At 63.5% G+C, this 17629-nt stretch carries 13 protein-coding genes and 1 tRNA gene; 11 read left to right on the top strand and 3 right to left on the bottom strand.

Annotated features, from left to right (window positions below; all coding sequences use genetic code 11):
* Positions 1-3: 3 nt before the first annotated feature.
* Both ATE70_RS18570 and gdhA read right to left on the bottom strand, forming a co-directional pair.
* Positions 4-1431 carry a multiheme c-type cytochrome gene (locus tag ATE70_RS18570; protein WP_058539233.1) on the bottom strand — a complete coding sequence of 476 codons (1428 nt, stop codon included), beginning with the start codon at positions 1429-1431 and terminating at the stop codon, positions 4-6.
* 49 nt (positions 1432-1480) lie between these two features.
* A complete protein-coding gene (gdhA, locus tag ATE70_RS18565) occupies positions 1481-2836 on the bottom strand; it encodes an NADP-specific glutamate dehydrogenase (RefSeq protein WP_058539232.1) in 1356 nt (451 codons plus the stop codon).
* A gap of 158 nt (positions 2837-2994) precedes the next feature.
* On the opposite strand from gdhA, the gene ATE70_RS18560 reads away from it, so the two are divergent.
* Positions 2995-3933: a tetratricopeptide repeat protein gene (locus ATE70_RS18560; protein ID WP_231732710.1), complete on the top strand. Its 939-nt coding sequence runs from the start codon at positions 2995-2997 to the stop codon at positions 3931-3933.
* Positions 3934-4410: 477 nt separating this feature from the next.
* Here the strand turns inward: ATE70_RS18560 and putA are convergent, their stop codons facing one another.
* Positions 4411-7506, bottom strand: coding sequence for a bifunctional proline dehydrogenase/L-glutamate gamma-semialdehyde dehydrogenase PutA (gene putA / locus ATE70_RS18555; RefSeq protein ID WP_156419643.1), 3096 nt, complete (start codon positions 7504-7506; stop codon positions 4411-4413).
* Positions 7507-7603: 97 nt separating this feature from the next.
* Here putA and ATE70_RS18550 point away from each other — a divergent pair, with 97 nt between their 5' ends.
* The 10 genes from ATE70_RS18550 (at position 7604) to ATE70_RS18505 (ending at position 17620) form a co-directional block, all read left to right on the top strand.
* Positions 7604-8074, top strand: coding sequence for an Lrp/AsnC family transcriptional regulator (locus ATE70_RS18550; RefSeq protein WP_058539230.1), 471 nt, complete (start codon positions 7604-7606; stop codon positions 8072-8074).
* 73 nt (positions 8075-8147) lie between these two features.
* A tRNA-Gly gene (locus ATE70_RS18545) sits at positions 8148-8221 on the top strand.
* A 165-nt stretch (positions 8222-8386) separates the two neighbouring features.
* On the top strand, positions 8387-9595 hold the full coding sequence (locus tag ATE70_RS18540) for a tyrosine-type recombinase/integrase (protein WP_058539229.1): 1209 nt from the start codon (positions 8387-8389) through the stop codon (positions 9593-9595).
* 9 nt (positions 9596-9604) lie between these two features.
* A complete protein-coding gene (locus ATE70_RS18535; protein ID WP_058539228.1) occupies positions 9605-10462 on the top strand; it encodes a hypothetical protein in 858 nt (285 codons plus the stop codon).
* Positions 10463-10632: 170 nt separating this feature from the next.
* Entirely contained in the window at positions 10633-10800 is a 168-nt protein-coding gene (locus tag ATE70_RS18530; protein WP_058539227.1) for a helix-turn-helix domain-containing protein, read from the top strand.
* A 73-nt stretch (positions 10801-10873) separates the two neighbouring features.
* Positions 10874-11422, top strand: a complete 549-nt coding sequence (locus ATE70_RS18525; RefSeq protein WP_058539226.1) for a hypothetical protein — start codon at positions 10874-10876, stop codon at positions 11420-11422.
* Between the two features lie 204 nt (positions 11423-11626).
* Positions 11627-12001, top strand: a complete 375-nt coding sequence (locus ATE70_RS18520) for a hypothetical protein (RefSeq protein WP_231732711.1) — start codon at positions 11627-11629, stop codon at positions 11999-12001.
* Positions 11998-13875 (top strand): type IV secretion system DNA-binding domain-containing protein, encoded by a 1878-nt coding sequence (locus ATE70_RS18515; RefSeq protein WP_058539225.1) that lies wholly within the window; start codon positions 11998-12000, stop codon positions 13873-13875. Before ATE70_RS18520 ends, ATE70_RS18515 begins: the two co-directional genes overlap by 4 nt.
* A complete protein-coding gene (mobF, locus tag ATE70_RS18510) occupies positions 13875-16658 on the top strand; it encodes a MobF family relaxase (protein ID WP_058539224.1) in 2784 nt (927 codons plus the stop codon). Before ATE70_RS18515 ends, mobF begins: the two co-directional genes overlap by 1 nt.
* A gap of 41 nt (positions 16659-16699) precedes the next feature.
* On the top strand, positions 16700-17620 hold the full coding sequence (locus ATE70_RS18505; RefSeq protein WP_058539223.1) for a nucleotidyltransferase and HEPN domain-containing protein: 921 nt from the start codon (positions 16700-16702) through the stop codon (positions 17618-17620).
* The last annotated feature ends 9 nt before the right edge of the window (positions 17621-17629 follow it).

Raw genomic sequence — 17629 nt, 5'->3', positions numbered from 1 at the left:
ATCTTACCGCAGCGCTCCGATCGCGCGCACCGCGCTGCCGAACGACGCCTGGAATTCGGACGGCTTGTACGCGTTAGGGTCCTTCACCGCGGCATAAGCGCGGTCGATGTCGCCCCGGATGCCCGCCGCCGCGCCCACGGTGACGCGGCCCGACGAGACCATCGCGTTGAGCAAGGTGTCGACGCCCATGACGGCCTGCTGCGACCCCGAATAGTCGGTGTAGCGGTCGCTGATCGCCTTCGCCGAAATCGCATCGACCATCGCAAAGGCATCGGCGCCCGAGAAATTGCGCGACGCAAAGGCGCTCTTGAGCGCCGCGACCGTCTGCGACAGCTGCGCCGCAGCAGCGACCGCGCTCGGCCGGTCGGTCGCCATCGCCTTGTGGAACGCCGCGGTGCGTACCGCGAGCTGGTCGGCGAGCGAAGGCGACGCCATACGTGCCGCCGCCGCCAGCATGATCAGATTCTCGTCATTATAGGGCGGCATGCCTTCGGGGATCGAGCGGCCGGGATTGTCGAGCCCCGTGCGCACCGGCTTCGCCTGGTCGAAGATGCGGCGGTGACAGCTGTGGCAATCGAGGAAGTAAAATTCGGGGAACATGCCCTCGGTCCCGCGCCGCGTCTGAAACAGCGCGAGGCTGCGTTCGATCGCGGTCGCCTGTCCTACCGCCCACATCTGGACATGATCGGTGCGCCGGTTCGCGGCACCGAACTTGCGCCAGCCATAGTCGGCGTCTTCCTGATGGTGCGCCTGGAGCGAAGAGAAGAGGTCGAGTTCGAAGGCGATGCGCGGGTGGCCGGCGGCCATGATGCGGTGGGTGACGAACTGACCGTCGGCGGCCGAGCCAAAGTGGCAGTCGACGCACACGCCCGCGCGCACGACCGGATCCTCAAGCTTCTTGAGCCCCGCCGACAGGTTCGCGAGATGTTTCTGGCGCATTTCGCGGTCGGGATCGGCGTTCGTCCCGACCCCGGCATAGTGACTCGCAAGCCAGCCGCCCGCCGGACCATGGCACGATTCGCAGCCGACGCCATCTTCGGCGGGAACCGCGCGCGCGGTGCCCGCGGTGCTGTGGCAGCCGAGGCACATCTGCGCCTTGGATGGGTCACCGATGCCGAGATTGCGCGCGATGAACTGGCTGCGGTTATTGCTGAGCACCGCCCACGCGCGGCTATGCGCGCCGCCGGGGGTCGACGGTTCCTGCCATTTCATCAGCTCGTCCTGGCGGACGACGGTGCCGTCACCCTCCATCCGGCCGTGGCAGGTCGACCCCGCGCACGAGGCGACGCCGGTATAGCGCGCGCCGCTTTCGCCCTGCGACCGGGCGGGGGCTGCGAAGACGAACGCCGCAATAGCAAGTGCGAGCAGCGTCAGGGCGGCAAATACCGCCCAAGGCCGATCGGCGCGCTCCTTTCCAGCGTGCGTCGTCATCCGCAGAACCCCTTTTCCCCAACCCGGCGCTTTTACGCCTTGAGCCGAATTACACCACCCCGAAAGCCAGCATCGCGTCGGCAACCTTCTTGAATCCCGCGATATTGGCGCCCTTTACATAATCGATATAGCCGTCGCCCTGATCGCCATAAGTAATGCAGCTCTTGTGGATGCCGTCCATGATGTCCTTCAGCATCTGCTGCAACTCGCCTTCGCTCCAGGCGCGGCGCCCGCTGTTCTGGCTCATTTCGAGTCCCGACACAGCAACGCCGCCGGCATTCGCCGCCTTGCCGGGTGCGAACATGATCTTCGCGTCCTTGAAGACATGCACGCCTTCGAGGTTCGTCGGCATGTTCGCGCCCTCGCTGACCGCGATGCATCCGTTTGCGACCAGCGCCTTGGCATCGTCGCCGAGCAATTCGTTCTGCGTCGCGCACGGCAGCGCAACGTCGCACTTCACGCCCCACGGCGTCTTGCCCGCAGTGAAGCTCGCCGATTTATACTCGTCGCAATATTCTTCGATCCGGCCGCGGCGATGCGTCTTGTGCGCCTTCACCCAGTCGATCTTTTCCTGCGTGATGCCGTCGGGATCGTGGATGAAGCCGCCCGAATCGGAGAGCGTCAGTACCTTGCCACCGAGCTGGACGATCTTTTCGGCGGCATGCGTCGCGACATTGCCCGATCCCGAAATGATCGCCGTCTTGCCGACGAGATCCTGCCCTTTCGCTGCGAGCATGTTGGCGAGGAAGTAAACCGCGCCATAGCCCGTCGCCTCGGTGCGGATCAGCGAGCCGCCCCATTCGAGGCCCTTGCCGGTGAGCACGCCGGTAAATTCGTTGGTGATCCGCTTATACTGGCCGAACATGAAGCCGATTTCGCGCCCGCCGACGCCGATGTCGCCCGCCGGCACATCGATGTCGGCGCCGATGTGGCGATAAAGTTCGGTCATGAAGCTCTGGCAAAAGCGCATGATCTCGCGCACGCTCTTGCCCTTGGGATTGAAGTTCGAGCCGCCCTTGCCGCCGCCCATCGGCAGCCCGGTGAGCGCATTTTTGAACGTCTGTTCGAACGCCAGAAACTTGAGAACGCTTTCGGTGACGCTCGGATGAAAGCGGATACCGCCTTTGTACGGGCCGATGGCATTGTTGTTCTGGACGCGCCAGCCGCGCTGGACGCGGATATTGCCGTTGTCGTCTTCCCAGCAGACGCGGAAAGACACGACGCGGTCGGGTTCGGCGATGCGCCGCAATATCTGCTGCGCGTGATATTCTTCCTTGTCGGCGATGAAATCGAAGATGTCCTCGGACACCTCCTGCACCGCCTGGACGAACTCGGGCTGACCCGGGTTGCGCTTTTTCACGCCTTCCATGAACGTCGAAAAGTCGACGTGATCCGAAACTGCCATGCACCCCTCCCCTGTATGACTGGGAAAGCCGGTGCGACCCCTGACGATTTTATCGTTGACCGACCTTGTATGCCAAAGGCTACACCATCGCCAAGCAAAGGCAATATGACTGCGCGCACAGGCGGCATTTTTTCGCGGCGCGCACAAGAGGGGCAAAAATGAGCGAGAGCAACAAGATGGCGGGCGGCATGACGGGCACGAACCGGATGATATTGATCGCCGCCTTCATTCTGCTGGCCGCCGCCATCGGCTATGCAATCTGGCGCGATTCCGGCCCCTCGGCCCCCGATCCGGGGGCGCAGGGCACGGGCGCACCGTCCGATCAACTCGCCGAGCTGGAAGCGCGCACGAAGCGCGAGCCGAACAGTGCCGAAGCGTGGACCGCACTCGGCGCGGCGCGATTCGACCTGAGCGATTTCGTGGGTGCGACCGGGGCGTATGAGAAAGCGGTCGCGCTTTCACCCGATTCGGCAGGTCTTTGGTCGGCGCTGGGCGAGGCGCGAGTGATGGGGAGCGACAGCGACCCGATGCCAGCCGCCGGACTCGAAGCGTTCAACCGGGCGATCGCGCTCGACGCCAAGGATCCGCGCGCGCGCTATTTCCTCGCGGTGAAGAAGGATATTGGCGGCGACCACAAGGGCGCGATCGAAGACTGGTTCGCGCTGCTCGCCGACACGCCGCAGGGCGCGCCGTGGGAGGCGGACCTCCGCCGCACGATCGAGCAGGTCGGGCAGATCCACAAGATCGACGTCGCGGCGCGGCTCGCGAGCACAGCGGCGCGCCCGCTGACCGCCAACGAGATGCCGGTTGCCGCGCGCGCGATCCCGGGGCCGAGCCGCGCCGACATGGAAGCGGCGTCGCAGCTTCCCAAGGGCCAGCAGGACCAGATGATCGAGGGCATGGTGAGCGGCCTCGAAGCGAAGCTGAAGGCCAATCCGGCCGACGTCGACCGCTGGATCATGCTGATGCGCAGCCGGATGACGCTGGGTGAGACGGCAAAGGCCGCGCAGGCGCTGAAGGACGGGATTGCGGCGAACCCGGCGGCGGCGGGACGATTGAAGGCGCAGGCGCAGTTGCTCGGCGTGCCGGGTGCGTAAAAATCCCCGTTGGCGCGCCGCCCGGAACGCGGTACGCCGTCATCGCTGCGGGGGGCAACCATAACATAGGGTCGCCGCGGCATTTTTGCCGCGAGACGATTTCGGACGTATTTGCCCGGGACAGTTGTCCACTCTGTATCGGGCCTCGTGGTCACAGCTGACCGGCTGATGCGCAGCTTGCCGAAGCCGCCGCCCATCAGCCAGCGCAGGATCGGGGTCCGTACTCCATTACGGCGCCGTCGAGGCGCCCAAATGGCGAACAGATCGGGCCGAAAGACGCGCCGCGAGGGCTGGTTGCCCTTGCAAGCGGCTTTCGGGTCGAGATGGAAGCCATTTGGACGTCCCGAAGGGATTTGATCAAAATGGCCCATTGCTTCGTCGAGAAGTCTTGAAATATGGACATATTCCTGAGCCTTCTCTCCTCGCACTGAGCCATTTTGCTTCAAACCTCGACGGCGCCGTAATGGAGTACGGACCCTAACCCGCCATCAACGCCGCATTGCCGCCCGCCGCGGTGATGTCGGTCGAGATCGACTTTTCCTCGGCGAAGCGGTGCAGATAGTGCGGGCCACCCGCTTTCGGGCCGGTGCCCGAAAGCCCACGCCCGCCGAACGGCTGCGACCCGACGATCGCGCCGATCTGATTGCGGTTGACGTAGACGTTGCCGACCTGCGCACGCGCCGCGATGTGCGCCGCCACGCCATCGATGCGCGTGTGGACACCAAGCGTGAGGCCATAGCCCGAGGCGTTGATTGCATCGATGAGCGCGTCGAGTTCGCCACCCTTCCACGTCGCAACATGCAGCACAGGCCCGAAAATCTCACGCTTGAGGTCGGTGACATGGTCGAGCCGGATCGCCACCGGCGGCACGAAATGGCCATCGGCGGGCAGGTTCGTGCGCCCGGCTTCGGCGATCACGCGGCCTGCTGCCCGCGCTTCGGCGACATAAGCGGCGATATTCGCCCGCGCTTCATCATCGATGATCGGACCCACATCGGTGGCGAGGATCGACGGATCGCCGACGTTGAGCTCGGCCATCGCGCCCGCGACCATCTCGATCATCGTATCGGCGACATCTTCCTGCACGCAGAGCAGGCGCAACGCCGAGCAGCGCTGCCCCGCCGACTGGAAGGCCGAAGCGACGGCGTCGCGCGCAACCTGTTCGGGGAGCGCGGTCGAATCGACGATCATCGCGTTGGCGCCGCCGGTTTCGGCGATCAACGTCGCGATCGGGCCGTCGCGTCCGGCGAGGCTGCGGTTGATCATCCGCGCGACCTCGGTCGAGCCGGTGAAGGCCACGCCGATGATGTCGTTGTTGCTCGTCAGCGCCGCGCCGACGGTTTCGCCGCGACCGGGGAGGTAATGGAGCACGTCGCCGGGGATGCCGGCCTCGAGCAACAGTTCGACCGCGGCATGCGCGATCAGCGGGGTCTGCTCGGCGGGTTTCGCGAGCACGCTGTTGCCCGCCGCGAGCGCCGCCGACACTTGCCCCAGGAAGATGGCGAGCGGGAAATTCCACGGGCTGATGCACACGAACACGCCCTTGCCTTCGAGCATCAGCTCGTTGCGCTCGCCCGTCGGGCCGGGCAGCGCGACGGGGTAGGTGAAGTCGGCGCGCGCCTGCGCGGCGTAATAGCGCAGGAAATCGACCGCCTCGCGCACTTCGGCGATCGCATCGACGAGCGTCTTGCCCGCCTCGTCGATCGCGAGGCCGAGGAAGAGCGCGTCATGCTCCTCGAGCAAATCAGCGGCGCGTTCGAGCCGTTCGGCGCGGAAGGCACCGCCCGCGAGGCTCCAGTCGCCGTGCGCCTTGCGCGCTGCGGCGACGGCATCGGCGACCGTCGCGGCATCGGCCTCGATCACCTGGCCGACGACGGCGCCCGTCGCGGGATTGCGCACCGCCTCGGCCTTGCCCTTGCGCGCCACGCCGCCGACGATCGGCGCCGCGACCAGGTCGCCGCGCCGCGCCGCACCGATCGCCGAAACCAGCGCCTCGGGCACACCCGGATCGCCGAGGTCGTAACCGCGCGAATTGCGGCGCACCGGATCGAAGAGCCCAAGCCCGGTCAGGATATTCGACGATGCCGCGCTCGCAACGCTGCGCGGGTCGACCGCGAGCTGTTCGGCGGTGACGCCGGGATCCGAAAATTGATGCACGAAGCTGGAGTTCGCGCCATTTTCGAGCAGGCGGCGGACGAGGTAGGCGAGCAGGTCGCGGTGCGTGCCCACGGGGGCATAGACGCGTACCGGGCGCGGCGGCGGGAACAGCGCGACGAGCGCGTCATGCGCACCCTCGCCCATGCCGTGCAGCCGCTGCAGCTCGTAATCGGCGCCTGCGAACAGTTCGGAGACAAAAGCGAGCGTCATCGCATTGTGGCTCGCGAACGCCGGATAGATGCAATCCTGGCAGTCGCTCAGCAGCTGGGCGCAGCGCATATAGTTGAGATCGGTGTGCAGCTTCGCCGTGAAGACCGGGAAATCGCCGAGCCCCAGCGTCTGCGCGCGCTTGATCTCGGTATCCCAATAGGCGCCCTTGACGAGGCGCATCGACAGCTTGACCCCGCGCGTCCGCGCGCGGTTCGCAAGCCAGTCGATCACCGCCGGCGCGCGCTTTTGATACGCCTGGATCACGATGCCTAGCCCGGTCCAGTTATCGGCGATCCCGGCGTCGATCAGCGCCGCGAACACGTCCATATGCGGTTCGAGGCGGTCGGTTTCCTCGGCGTCGATCATCAGCGGGATGTTCACCGCGCGCGCCGCCTTGGCAAGTTCGATCACCTTCGGCACCAGCTCGCCGATGACGCGCGCGTGCTGGAGATATTCGTAGCGCGGGTGGAGCGCCGACAGCTTGATCGAAATGCCGTGATTGGCGTGCGGGTCGCCGGGCTTCGCGGCCTTGCCGATGCGCGCGATGGCATTGGCATAGCTTTCGTAATAGCGCGCCGCATCCTCGGCGGTGCGCGCGGCTTCGCCGAGCATATCGAAGCTCGCGAGTTCGGACTTTTCCTTGTCGGCGCGCTTGACCGCGGCGTCGATCGTCTCGCCCATCACGAACTGCTGGCCCAGCATCTTCATCGCGGCGAGCGCCGCTTGCCGAATCACCGGCTCGCCCGAGCGGCGAACCATCGATTTCAAGAGCGTCAGCGGGTTCGCGCGGCTGCCCATCGCATCGAGCATCAGCGTCGCCGATCCGAGCGAAAGCCCGCGCGACGACAGCGCAACGATCAACGGGCTGTCCTCATCCTCGCCGTCCTTCCAGTGGCGCCCGGCGATCTTGTCGCGGATCAGCGCATTGGCGGTGGCATTGTCGGGGACGCGCAGCAGCGCTTCGGCGAGGCACATCAGCACGACGCCTTCCTCGGTCGACAGGCGATAGCGGTTCATCAACTGTGCAACGAGCGTCTCGCGTTCCCCCTCAGCCTTCGCCTTGCGGATCAGTTCAAGCCCGCGCCGTGTCACGGCTTCGACGCTGGCCGAAGAGGTGGCAAGGGCGCTACGCAGCTCGGCGACGATGTCGGATTCGCTGCGGCGGGCGAGGGCGCGAATGGGCGCGCGATCGGGGCTTTGGGTCATGCCGCCTGATAGCATATTGCCCTCAGTCGATCCGACTTGTTTTTTCCTATCCTATATATGAATTGACCAAGTTTCCGATGAATCCTAGTCGATATGTATGAAAAACACCTCTTCGACAGTCGAAATGGACGAGTTCGACCGCAAGATCCTCGCGATTCTGGGCCGTGACGGGCGGATCACCTTTACCGAACTCGCGCTGCAGGTGGGTCTCTCGAAAACGCCGTGCCAGCAGCGCGTGAAACGTCTCGTCGACAGCCGGCTGATCGTCGGGTTTCGCGCGATCGTCGATCCCGCCAAGGTCGGGCTCGACCATGTCGCCTTTACCGAGGTGAAGCTGTCGGACACGCGCGAGGATGCGTTGATGCAGTTCAACATGGCGGTGCGGCAGATTCCCGAGGTCGAGGAATGCCACATGATCGCGAGCAGCTTCGATTATCTGCTCAAGGTCCGCACGCCCGACATCCGCCGTTACCGGATCGTGCTCGGCGAGAAGATTTCGAGCCTGCCGCATGTCGCGAGCACATCGACCTTTGTCGCGATGGAGACGATCTGCGAATCGGCGCGCTGACACCGCGCCGCCAGCAAAGGATTGACCCGCGCCGCGGATGACGGCAAAGGCCGCCTATCGGTCGTTGCCGAGTGCGGGTGTAGCTCAATGGTAGAGCTTTTGCTTCCCAAGCAAGTGACGAGGGTTCGATTCCCTTCACCCGCTCCAATTTGCTGCCCGCGCGCAGTCGCTGATGGTTGAAAAAACCCCGAAAATCCGCTAGTTTTTGAGCATTCGCTGGCTTCCGGTGATTGCCAATGATCGCCCGCAACTGAACGATTCGGGGGCATATCCGGGGGCCTTTCCAAAGCCCCTAATTTGCGAGGCCCCCAAATGGCACTCACTGACACCGCAATCCGCAAAGCGAAGCCAAAAGATAAGCCCTATAAGGTCTCAGATTCGGGCGGCCTTTATCTTTTGGTCAACCCGATCGGCAGCAAACTTTGGCGCGTTAAATATCGCCTGCATGGAGTGGAGCGAAAACTGGCGCTCGGCGCTTATCCTGCAATTTCGCTCGCCGCAGCGCGAGCGGCTAGGGACGATGCGAAGAAGCAGCTCGCCCATGCCGTGGATCCCAATACCGCCAAGCGGCAGGCTCGAATCGCTGCCAGCATCAGCGCGGGCAACAGTTTCTCGGCGGTCGCTGAAGAGCTGATAGCGAAGCGCGAGAAGGAAGGTGTCGCGGCCGCGACACTCGAAAAGCATCGCTGGCTTTTGCGCCTGCTAGGCGCGGAGTTCGGGCGGCGGCCGGTGGCCGACATCACGCCTGCGGAGCTACTCCACGAACTGAAAAAGCAGGAACGGCGCGGGCGTTTGGAGACGGCCAAGCAGGTCCGTGCTTTCTCGAGCCGCGTTTTCCGCTATGCCGCCGCTACAGCCCGAGCCGAACGCGATCCCGCGCAGATGTTGCTTGGCGCGCTCATCCAACCGACCGTCAAACACTTCGCGGCAATCACCGACCAAGTTGAGTTTGGCGCCCTCCTCCGTGCGATTGAGGGATATGTCGGTGATCCGGCGGTGATGCATGCGCTCAAGCTAACCCCGCATGTCTTTCAGAGGCCCGGCGAACTACGCCAGATGGAATGGGCAGAAATCGACTTCGCGAAAGCAGTTTGGACGCTTCCCGCAGCCAAGATGAAAATGCGCCAACCGCATGCAGTGCCACTGTCGCGCCAAGCACTCGCGATTTTGGAAAGTATGCGCGGACTTTCTGGTAACGGCAAATATGTGTTCCCCTCGGTGCGAACACGGGCGCGACCGATCAGCGACAATACAATCAACGCAGCGCTTCGTCGTCTGGGCTATTCCAAGGAGCAAATGACGGCCCACGGGTTCCGGACCTCGGCCTCTTCGCTGCTTAACGAGTCGGGAAAATGGAATCCCGATGCCATCGAACGTGCCCTTGCCCACATGGTCGCGGGCAGTATTCGCCGCATATACAATCAGTCGGCCTATTGGGCTGAACGCGTCGAGATGGCGCAGTGGTGGAGTGATTATTTGTGTCAGCTCCGTGATGGAGGCAATGTAGCCATCCCTTGCTAGGAGAAGCCGGTGGATGACCGAACGGAAGTTTTGTCGCTCCGCAGGGTTGCAGCCCGCTTCATCAACATGGATGAGCAGACTGGCCTTGCTGAGCTCGACCGCATCGCGGCGGATGCCTCACGCGTCATCCAAAAGAGATACTGGCTCTTATCGACCACATTTGCGGCCGCCGCTTTCACGACCGCCATTATCTTACTGCCCTGGCTAGCTCTCACTTTGAATGAGGCGCCCGGAGCCGATGTCATCGGGCTGATCGGTCTGGGTTGTTTTGGTTTGATGATGGCGGCTGGCGCCTCTTGGCGCGTTTTTCAGTATGGCGGATTGAAGGCTGCAACGCCGCAGAAGCCGGTTTATGCGGACCCCGAAGATTCTGCTGTCCGAAACCTGGAGCGCCTGTTCGCCGTCCTCCAACTCGAATCGACGCCGCGCGCCTTTTACTACGCTCGCAACGACGCGCGCCGCTATGTCGCTCATCGCTACTTCTTCGGCAAACTCCGTGCTGCGCATGTCGCCAACGACAGCACGATCCGCAACGCCCTTTTTGGCCCTGTCGGTTTCTGGTTTGCCCCGGAATTGTTTCTAGAGGTGGACGTCGACAAATTGATCGCCGAGGCCAAGGCCAAACCCAAGCGGTCTGGCGTGCCCAAGAAGTATGATTACACCGGCGCGATCATCTCGCTGATCGACCATCCCAAGGTGCGCGCGCTCGACATGACTAAAAAGATCGGAAATCAGAAGGTGATCATAGGCCTACTGGTACATTGGTATATCGGCAGGCGGCTTGACGTCCCTAGCGACACCCAGCTTGCAGGCTACGCAAACGATATCCTGGAAGCGATCAAAAAAAATCGTTCTTCGAATTCCTAGCCTGGATTACCGAGGAAACACGCATTTGCGTGGTTTCTGATCGAAGCCAATTACCGGGAAACCCCACAAACCGCCGAAATAGGTGCCTCCGCACACCGTTGGGAATGCGGGAGCTTGCGTGCAAATGATCCTGTCGCCCGCCGCATCGCGGCACTCGAACGGAGGCGACAATGGATGAACTCGCATACTCGATTAACCGCACAGCGAAGGCGCTCGGCGTCGGTCGCAGCACGATCTATAAGCTCATCAAGACCGGACAGGTCGATGCCCTCAAGATCGGAACGCGGACGCTAATCACCACCGCGTCGATCAGACGGCTGACCCAGACTCAGACTTAGGCCTGATCCCCACGAGGGCGACACGTCGCCCACCATCCCACCGACATATCCCATTTTATTGAAAGGACGCCGCATGTCCATTCTGAGCAAAGCCGTCGACCGGCTCACCAATTTCTTCCGCTTTGACGACAAAGTCCCCCTGCGTTTCGCCGTCGACCGATACAACGCACCCTATGTCGTTCCGCTCATAGAGAAGCTGATCGCTGACGGGGAAGACGGAGATACGTACCGTTCGGCACTGGCTGCGTGGAACCGGGCGGAGCGCCCTCCCCTGGCTTTCTATGACGGCGAAACCAGCTTCTGCCGGATCGATGGTCCGTACCAGTGGGCGGGCAACCATGTTTTCCCGCTGGGTGGTCTCATTCTCAGCTCTGGCGTCACCGCCCACCTCGATCCTTATCAGGCGAGCGATCTTCATTTTCAAATGCGGGCCGCGATCGAGCGGGCGATACAAGCGTGGGTAGCCGATAACGGTCTGCGCGAATGTCCGATGACGCCGGTCGCGTTTGATCGCGAGGCTGCTGATCGCAAGGCCAAGACGATGATCGCGGCAAGGGGCGACATCTTCGATCAGGATCGCATGGTTGCAGCTCCTCGCAAGGGGGGCTCGGATCATGTCTGATACGGCTGCTTTGGAGGCAGGGTCGCAGGGCCGCGATGCTACGCATCGGACCCGTAATTTGGATACACACCTCACGCACGGGTGCATCCAGCTTTTCCGCCACTTTTCGCGAGTACGATTCGACTACGCGGTGTGCAGCCTGCGTCAGGGCCGCAGATTTCCGCGGATTTTCGAGAGTGCTACCCGTACTCTCGCGGGGGCGGCATGATGAAGACTGTCCAATACACCGTCCGCGTGCCGGCTGCGGTCGAAAAGGCCATGCAGAAGCTCGCGGACCAGCAGAATGTCACCCCCTATGAGATGCTCCAGCGTTGCGTGAAGGCCGGCGTCGCCGCCTTGGCCAACCCGCCGACTCCTGGCGCTAACGATCGCGAGCTGGTCGCCGAACTGGCATCGGTCAGCACCGGTGTCGCTCACGTCGAGCGACTGCTCGACCGGGTTCTGTTCACCGCCTGCGCCTCCTATTGCTATGCGCGGAGCGCGGCACTCGCCGGCGGCAAGACCGAGGGGGACATCGCTGCTGAAGTGAGCCCTGCCTATGAGCGCCAGTGTCGCCTCTCGCAGGAGGCGCCATCATGAGCCAGCATCAGGATCGCCGGATCCATGCTGACGCGCTGCGGCGGCATTATCGGTTCAGCCAGGCAAAACGCTTCAAGCGCCAAGCCGTCATCATGTTGGCGTCGGTCGGGCTAGGCGGGCTGATCGTACCTCACATGATGCTGCCCCCACGGACGATGCAAGCGACCGGCACCTATTACCTTGCAAAGGCCAAGACCTGGTTTGCGAGCGGCACGACCGCCGAACCCGGCATCATGGTCGACTATGGTGGCGAGCAGTATGAAGCGTCGGCTCGCATCGTCGCGGCGCATCCCTATTTTAGTGACTCGGCGTCCGCGACGACGTCGATGATCGTGCGGGGTCTCTGGCTGGGCTTTGGCGGATGGTTGTCGGGTGTTGTTCTTTTCCGGCAAGCTGTGGCGCGGCGCCGCGAGCTTGCGCTCCGAGACCGTTTCATCGCCGGCACGCGCGTTACGACTCAGGAGCGCCTTGCCAAACAGACGCGCCGCGACGCTGGCGAGCGCGCGTTAGCGATCGGCGTGGTCCCGATCCCGACCAGGCTCGAGACCCGGCACATGGCAATGATCGGGACGACCGGCAGCGGCAAGACGACCATGCTACGGCAAATGCTCGATGGCATCGAGGCGCGCGGCGAAGCGGCCTTGGTCTATGACACGAGTGGCGAGTTCATCGCGCATTACTACCGGCCCGAGCGCGGCGACATCATTCTCAATCCGTTCGACGCCCGCTGCGCCTATTGGTCGCCGTTCGCCGAGATCGCGCATCCAGCCGATGCAGACCGGATCGCGAACCAGCTCATCACCGAGACCGGGCAGCACGATCGCGACGTCTGGCTCGAGACGAGCCGCATCCTGGTAGCCAACATGATCCGTGCCCTTTGGCGAGAGGACAAGGGCACATTGCCCGACTTGCTCGACGCGCTCCAGGTGCGGACGAAGGACGACCTCAAACACTGGTTGGGTAACAGCTCTTCGGCGCGGACCTTCGCCGACGACGCGGACCGCGCGACGGGAAGCGTGCTCTTCATGCTCGCCAAGGCCTCGAATCTCATCCAGTTCCTCCGGATGCAGGAGGGCGACGAGGCCCCGTTCGCCTTCCGGGACTTTATCTCCGGGCTCGACAAGCATGAGGGCCGCAAGCCCTGGATATTCGTGCCGCGTAAGGAAGACTATTTCGAAGCATCGAAGCCGCTGCTCGCATGCTGGCTAGAGTGCGCCGCAAGTGCGGTGCTTGGATTGTCGCCGTCGGCCGACCGGCGCGTCTGGTTTGTGCTCGACGAGTTGGCCGACCTTCCCCGCGTCGACAATCTTGCACGCCTGCTGCCCGAGGGGCGGAAGTTTGGGGCGGCGGTCGTCCTGACCTTTCAGGCGGTCGGTCAGATGCGCCATCGCTACGGGCCTCAGCTTGCGGAATCCATGCTGGGCTGTTGCAACACCAAGCTGTTCCTGCAACTGACCGATAGCGAAACGCGGCAGTGGTCCAGTAAGACAATCGGCACATGCGACGTCGAGGTTCCGACCATGACCGACGCCTTAGCCCACGGTGACGACAAGGCGCGCACGACGCTTGGCCGGCAACGCGAGACACGGCCGGCAATATTGGAGAGCGAATTCCGCCTGCCCAAGCATGAGGGTTATTTGCTTTTTCCCGACGGCTTGCCCGTTGCGCGTATCAAGCTCTCTGCCGATCACATCGCCCGTCGTGGCGAACCGCGCCAGCCGGGCTTTGTCGAAGGCGACCCGAAGAATAGTCTGTGGCAGCGATCCGTGGAGGCGCCGCCGCCTTCTCCGCCGAAGCCTGCAGCGCCCCCGGCGCCATCGGCGTCAGTGGCCGAGTCTCCCCCGGCATCGCCCGCAGGTCCCGGGCCGGTCTGATGGTCGCGTCGGTATCCGCGCTGACCAGCTCGGCTCAGGCCAGCAGCTACTACGAGGCGGACGACTATTATGCCGAGGGCGGCCTTTCGCCGTCCGAATGGCACGGCAAGGGGGCCGAGGAACTTGGACTGAAGGGCGATGTCGATCGCGAGCGCTTTCGCGAACTTCTCGACGGCAAGATCGGCGACCAGCAGCTGGGCACCTTCCGCGACGGGCAGCTTGAGCACCGCCCCGGCTGGGACGTGACCTTGAGTGCGCCCAAGTCGGTGTCGATCATGGCGGAGGTCGCGGGCGACCGACGGTTGATCGCCGCCCACGGCGAAGCGGTAAAGACGGCCCTTGCGCATGTCGAAACGCATATGGCCGTGACACGGGTTCGGCATGGCGGTGCCGTGACCCGCGAGGCGACCGGCAATCTCATCATTGCGAGCTTCCAGCATGGGACCAGCCGGGCGCAGGACCCGCAGCTTCACACGCATAATGTGATTATGAACGCGACGCAGGGCGAGGACGGATCGTGGCGCAGCCTTGAACCGCGAGCCATCTACCAGCTGCAGAAGCAGATCGGGGCGATCTACCGGCAGGAACTGGCCTTGAAGGTCCGCGAATTCGGTTATGAGATCGACACTGCCAAGGAGTCGATGTTCGAGATCAAGGGTATCTCGGCTGACGTCATGGCGGCATTCAGCACTCGCAGCGCTGAGATCGAGGCCGCGCTTGGCGAGCGGGGGACGTCGCGTGAAGCCGCCAGCGCTGCGGAGAAGCAGGTCGCAGCTCTCGATACCCGTCAGGCCAAGTTCGCGGCTGATCAAGCGTCGTTGGTAGCGGATTGGCGCCGGACCGCCGACCGGGCCGGCTTTAGTTCCGAAGCGCGGCTGGCGCTCATAAGCGAGGCAAAATCCAATGCGGTCAGCGCGTCGGGATTGGCGGAGCAGGCGAAAGCGGCCGAGCGCGCGGTGGCCCATGCCGCTGACAAGCTCGGCGAGCGGCAATCGGTCTTTTCCGTCGCGGCATTGCACGAGGAAGCCGGGCGCGTTGGGTTGGGGAGGGTCAGCTATGCTCAGATCGGAGCGGCCATCGACGCCGCAGGCGCACGCGGCGAGTTCGTTGACCGCACCTTCCTCGACCGGCGCGGTGCGGAGTTTGCCGGATTCACCACGCATCAGAATATCGAAGCCGAAACGCGATTGCTCCAGATCGAGTCAGAAGGTCGCGGCGCATTAGCCCCGATCGCGTCGCCGCTAGCTGCAGCGAAGGCAGTCGCGGTCGCATCACGTCAGGCCGAGCATGACGGTATTGCCTGGAATGCTGATCAGCGCTCGGCGACCGAACAACTTCTGACCAGCCGAAACCGGATCACCGCGGTGCAGGGCTATGCAGGGACCGCGAAGACGACGACGGTCCTCGCGACTTTTGCCCGCGAAGCGGAAGCGCGTGGGGTATCGGTTGTTGCGCTTGCGCCGACCGCATCGGCGGCGATGGTGCTTGGCGAGGCGCTGGCGACGCGCGGCGACACGGTCGCCCGCCATATGCTGTCGCCCGGACCTTCCGCGTCCGGTCCGCCCGCCGCGTGGATTGTCGATGAAGCTTCGCTGCTCTCCGCGCGCGATACCGCGCGCCTCTTCGATCTCGCCGCGCAACATAATGCCCGCGTCGTCCTCGTCGGCGACGTGAAACAGCTTGGATCGGTCGAGGCCGGCGCGGCGTTCGCGCAGCTACAGACTGCCGGAATGGAGACTGCCAAGCTCGGCGAGATCGTCCGGCAGACAAATACCGCGACAAAAGAAGCGGTGCTGGCGTCGATCGAAGGAGATGCCAAGAAGGCGCTGGCCGCGCTTGATCGCGGTGGCGGCGCGATCATCGAGGGTTCTGACCGCGCCGAACGCTTCGCCGCGATCGCCGATCGCTATGCGGGGCTCGACAAAGCCAACCGCGCGCGCACGCTGGTCATCGAGCCATCTCGCGAAGGCCGAGATGCCTTGACCGCGGATATTCGCCAGGCGCTCGCACGATCGGGCGCGCTCAAGGGACCGACGGTCGTCGTGGAAAGCCTCGTCAATAAGGGACTGACCCGCGCCGAAGCGCGCGACCCGCTGTGCTACGACAAAGGTGACGTCGTCCGCTTTGACCGAGATTATGCCGACAAGGGCGTCGCGCGCGGCGAGGCGTTCCGGGTGGAGGGCGTCGATCCTGCCAAGGCGGCTGTCGCGCTACGATCGGAGGACGGGCGCGAGGTGGACTGGCGGTTGCGACAATGGGGTGCCGGCAAGGTGCAGTTATTCGAAACGCAGCGGCTGGAATTGAGGGTCGGTGACAGCATCCGGTTCACGCGCAACGACCGTGAGGCGGGTCGCGTGAATGGCGCACGGGTGGAGGTGACGGTGGTCGACGCCGATAGCAGGTCCGCTACCGTTCGGGGCGCGCGAGGGCAGATCCAGACGTTGCGGCTCGATACCGCCCGCGACCGTCATATCGCCCATGGCTATGTCGACACAGCTTTTGCCGCTCAGGGACGGACGGCCGATCATGTCATCGTTCATGCCGACAGCCGCGCCACCAATTTGGTCGACCAAAAAAGCTTCTACGTCGGGATCTCGCGCGCGAAGCAGTCGGCGACGATTTTCACCAACGATCGCGCGAAACTGGTGTCGGCGATTAACGAGCGCGCCGGGACGGTCCAGACCGCGATCGCACAGGCCATCATTCCGCAGCCTGTTGCCGCGAAGACGAGCGCGTCCGGATTGGCGCAAACTCTTGCTTCTAAATTCGGGGCCGGGCTTTAGTCCTTGCCAAACCGCATGTTCTTGCCGAAGATTCTTGAGACATGCGCACTGATCTCGATCATCTTCCTTCTGCCAAGCAGCGTGAGCTAGAACGCGTCGTCGAGACTATCTTCGACGAGTTTCGCGGCGCCACGGAGAATGCGACCGGGCCGCGCAAGGGCGCGCGCATCCTCAAGATCATCCTGTTCGGCAGCCATGCACGCGGCGACTGGGTCGATGCGCCGCTGTCGGCGAACCAGTATAAATCCGACTACGACATCCTCGTCATCGTTAGTCAGAAAGAGCTGACCGACCGCGCCGCCTATTGGGCGAAGGCCGAGGAACGGCTGATCCGTGCATATACGATCGAGAAGACGCTCCACACGCCGGTCAACTTCATCGTCCACAGCTTGCACGAGGTGAACGACGGCCTCTCGCATGGCCGCGTATTCTTCATGGAGCTCGTGAAGGACGGTATTGCGCTTTACGAAGCCGATGACCGGGAGTTGGCCACGCCGAAGCCGAAGACGCCTGAGCAGGCCTTGGAAGCAGCCAAAGAATATTTTGACGAGTGGCTGACCAGCGCCCTGGATTTTTATGATCAGGCGAAACATGCGATGGGACGTGGGCGCGGCAAGATCGCAGCCTTTGAACTTCATCAGGCGACCGAACGACTATATTCGTGCGTGTTGCTGACGCTGACCCTCTATACCCCTTACAACCATAACATCGCATTCCTGCGATCACTGGCGGAGGGACTGGATCGCCGTCTCTACGGCATCTGGCCCGAAGACACGCATCGCGAGCGATCGATGTTCCAGAAGCTGAAGGAAGCCTACACCAAGGCGCGGTATTCCAAACATTACAAGATCAGCGAAGAGGAGCTGTCCTGGCTCGGCGAGCGCGTCGAGGATCTCGGCCGCGTCGTGCATCAGGTCTGCTCCGACAAGATCGCCGAGTTAGAGGCGGCGGCGCGCAAGTAGGCGCTGGCA

Origin of the sequence: Sphingopyxis sp. H053 (assembly GCF_001468225.1) — a bacterium.
Classification (GTDB): domain Bacteria; phylum Pseudomonadota; class Alphaproteobacteria; order Sphingomonadales; family Sphingomonadaceae; genus Sphingopyxis.
Note: the sequence above shows the minus strand (reverse complement) of the source record. Positions and strands in the feature narration are given on the sequence as shown.

Excerpts from the sequence above, each read along its gene's own strand:
- ATE70_RS18570 (WP_058539233.1), bottom strand. The coding sequence starts at position 1,431 with ATGACGACGCACGCTGGAAAGGAGCGCGCCGATCGGCCTTGGGCGGTA.
- gdhA (WP_058539232.1), bottom strand. The coding sequence starts at position 2,836 with ATGGCAGTTTCGGATCACGTCGACTTTTCGACGTTCATGGAAGGCGTG.
- ATE70_RS18560 (WP_231732710.1), top strand. The coding sequence starts at position 2,995 with ATGAGCGAGAGCAACAAGATGGCGGGCGGCATGACGGGCACGAACCGG.
- putA (WP_156419643.1), bottom strand. The coding sequence starts at position 7,506 with ATGACCCAAAGCCCCGATCGCGCGCCCATTCGCGCCCTCGCCCGCCGC.
- ATE70_RS18550 (WP_058539230.1), top strand. The coding sequence starts at position 7,604 with ATGAAAAACACCTCTTCGACAGTCGAAATGGACGAGTTCGACCGCAAG.
- ATE70_RS18540 (WP_058539229.1), top strand. The coding sequence starts at position 8,387 with ATGGCACTCACTGACACCGCAATCCGCAAAGCGAAGCCAAAAGATAAG.
- ATE70_RS18530 (WP_058539227.1), top strand. The coding sequence starts at position 10,633 with ATGGATGAACTCGCATACTCGATTAACCGCACAGCGAAGGCGCTCGGC.
- ATE70_RS18525 (WP_058539226.1), top strand. The coding sequence starts at position 10,874 with ATGTCCATTCTGAGCAAAGCCGTCGACCGGCTCACCAATTTCTTCCGC.
- ATE70_RS18520 (WP_231732711.1), top strand. The coding sequence starts at position 11,627 with ATGATGAAGACTGTCCAATACACCGTCCGCGTGCCGGCTGCGGTCGAA.
- ATE70_RS18515 (WP_058539225.1), top strand. The coding sequence starts at position 11,998 with ATGAGCCAGCATCAGGATCGCCGGATCCATGCTGACGCGCTGCGGCGG.
- mobF (WP_058539224.1), top strand. The coding sequence starts at position 13,875 with ATGGTCGCGTCGGTATCCGCGCTGACCAGCTCGGCTCAGGCCAGCAGC.
- ATE70_RS18505 (WP_058539223.1), top strand. The coding sequence starts at position 16,700 with ATGCGCACTGATCTCGATCATCTTCCTTCTGCCAAGCAGCGTGAGCTA.